Raw genomic sequence first — 2,481 nt, 5'->3', positions numbered from 1 at the left:
GTTGATAATGAGGTTGTTTTAGAAAAAATATTTTCAAGTACTCCAATGCTTATTGCAGTGCATTGCGAAGATGAAACTACCATAAAAAACAACCTAGAAAAATTTAAAACACAATACGGAGAAGATATTCCAGTAACGGCGCATCATCTTATTCGCAGTGAGGAAGCGTGTTATATTTCGTCTTCCAAAGCGATTGTGCTTGCCAAAAAAACGGGTGCCAGATTACATGTTTTTCATCTTTCGACCGCCAAGGAAATGGATTTATTTACCAATAAGATTCCGTTAGAAGAAAAGAAAATTACTGCCGAAGTCTGCATTCATCATTTATGGTTTACCAATGATGATTATGCAACCAAAGGCAATTTGATAAAGTGGAATCCTGCTGTAAAAACGCCTAATGACCGAAAAGTTTTGTGGGAAGCCTTGAATGATGGCAGAATTGACGTAGTTGCCACAGATCATGCACCTCATACTTTGGAAGAAAAAAAGCAATCTTATTTAAAAGCACCTTCTGGCGGACCATTAGTGCAACATGCGGTTGTAGCAATGTTTGAAGCCTATCATCAAGGAAAAATAAGTATTGAAAAAATTGTGGAAAAAATGTGTCATAATCCAGCCAAGATTTTCAAAATAGAAAAGCGAGGTTTTATTAAAGTGGGTTATTTTGCTGATTTGGTTATCGTAAATTCAGGTTTGCCTTGGAGTGTTAAGAAAGAAAATATTCTTTCAAAATGTGGATGGTCACCCTTTGAAGGATTTACTTTTAAATCTAGGATTACCCATACTTTTGTAAACGGAAAATTGATTTATTCTGCTTTTAAAGTTAAGGATATACGAGCTGGAAAACGACTGTTGTTTGACAGATAAAATGCAAGAAAGATGAGAAAAATAATTCCGTTTTTAATCGTTATAATAATTTTTGCAAGTTGTAAAAAAGAGATTGTAAAGACTCCAGATCATCTTATTGAAAAAAATAAAATGATAAATATTTTGTATGATTTATCAATTTTAGAAGGTATTAAAATGTCAAATCCTAGCTCATTAGACACTTTTAAAATAAATACAAATAGTTATATTTATAAAAAATATACTATTGATAGTATTCAATTTGTGCAAAATAACACCTATTATGCTTCTGATTATAAGGAGTATAAACTAATGTACGAAACTATTAAGTCCCGAATAGAAAAGAATAAATCCTTGATGGAAAAATTGGTTAAGATTGAAAACAAGAAAATCATTGCCCAAAAAGCAGCAAAAGAAAAACTAAAAGCTAAAAAAGTTGCTGATTCAATAAAAAAGGCAAAGGAAGAAATCAAAATTAAAAAAGTGGCTGATTCTATAAATAAAATTAAAGCCACAAAAACGCTCGATTCAATAAAAACTGCAAAGAAAAAGAAGAAAGCATTATAAGTTTGCTATTTCCTTTATGTATTTATGAATATCCAAGAATTTGTATCCTAGAGTGTTTTTTATTTTTTCATTTGAAAACAAGTTTTTAGAATAGGACGCTTTGGCAGTTGCTCTGTCTAAATGTGTTTTAGATCTAAAAATAGTTGAAAAAAACCAATCAATTCTCCATAAAATCTCAATCAAAAAAGGACTTAAATAAATGGTAGGTTTTTTTATTTTTGCAGCTTTTGCAATTGTGTTGAAAAGATCCCTGTAAACAATATTTTGCGAAATTAATGTAAATCGTTCATTTACTGTTTCGCTTTTCAGTAACTCAAACATAATTTTCACGACATCAGTAACGGCAATAAATCCAGTGCTTCCATTGGTGTAAAAAGGCAATCCGTTTTGTACATTTTTTAAAAGTTTTCCACTTCCTTGGTCATTAAAACCAGGTCCAATTATGATTCCTGGATTAACAATTACTGCATTTAAACCTTCTTGTTGAGCACGCCAAATTTCCATTTCAGATCCATATTTTGAAATAGCATAATCACTGTGAGGCTTTTCTGGATTCCACTCCGTTTCTTCGGTTATGATTTTTTCATTTTCCTTCAAATCGCCAAGAGCGGCTACAGAACTCACAAAACAGAGTTTTTTTACAGCGTTTGCAATGCAAAAGTTGACAATGTTTGCTGTTCCTTCGATGTTTATTTTTCGAATTAAATCTTCATCTTTCGGGTCAAATGAAATCAAAGCAGCACAGTGATATACATAATCAATGTTTTCGAAAGCAGTTTCCAAAGAAGGAACATTAATAATATCAGCTTTGACCCATTCTATTTTTTCGAATAAATCTCCTTTTTCGTATAGTGTGAAAATGTTTTTTGTTTTCTTGATAGTTTCGGCATTTCGATAGATGGCACGAACGGTCTCTTCATTTTCAATTAAATGAAGCAATAAATGTGTACCGACCAATCCTGTTCCTCCTGTTACTAAAACCATTTTGTAAATATACCATTTTGCCACGAAGTCGCAAAGTTTTTGTTTTTACTACAAATTTTCGGCTCCACCACGAATTGAGTAGAT

3 protein-coding genes are annotated in these 2,481 nt (G+C 31.8%); 2 read left to right on the top strand and 1 reads right to left on the bottom strand.

Annotated features, from left to right (window positions below; genetic code table 11):
* Positions 1 to 867, top strand: an 867-nt coding sequence (locus PHC28_RS08835) for an amidohydrolase family protein (RefSeq protein WP_300098884.1), incomplete at its 5' end; no start/stop codon positions are given.
* Between the two features lie 12 nt (positions 868 to 879).
* Positions 880 to 1,413, top strand: coding sequence for a DUF4296 domain-containing protein (locus tag PHC28_RS08830; protein WP_300098881.1), 534 nt, complete (start codon positions 880 to 882; stop codon positions 1,411 to 1,413).
* Here the strand turns inward: PHC28_RS08830 and PHC28_RS08825 are convergent.
* Complete coding sequence (locus PHC28_RS08825) at positions 1,408 to 2,397, bottom strand: NAD-dependent epimerase/dehydratase family protein (RefSeq protein WP_300098877.1); 990 nt, start codon at positions 2,395 to 2,397, stop codon at positions 1,408 to 1,410. The two genes, PHC28_RS08830 and PHC28_RS08825, sit on opposite strands and share 6 nt — an antisense overlap.
* Positions 2,398 to 2,481: the final 84 nt, after the last annotated feature.

It is taken from the genome of Flavobacterium sp., from assembly GCF_028712645.1.
GTDB lineage: Bacteria > Bacteroidota > Bacteroidia > Flavobacteriales > Flavobacteriaceae > Flavobacterium.
This window is presented reverse-complemented; position numbering and strand designations above follow the sequence as displayed.

What these genes read in the sequence shown, in the direction of transcription:
- PHC28_RS08830 (WP_300098881.1), top strand. Translation starts at nt 880, where the DNA reads ATGAGAAAAATAATTCCGTTTTTAATCGTTATAATAATTTTTGCAAGT.
- PHC28_RS08825 (WP_300098877.1), bottom strand. Translation starts at nt 2,397, where the DNA reads ATGGTTTTAGTAACAGGAGGAACAGGATTGGTCGGTACACATTTATTG.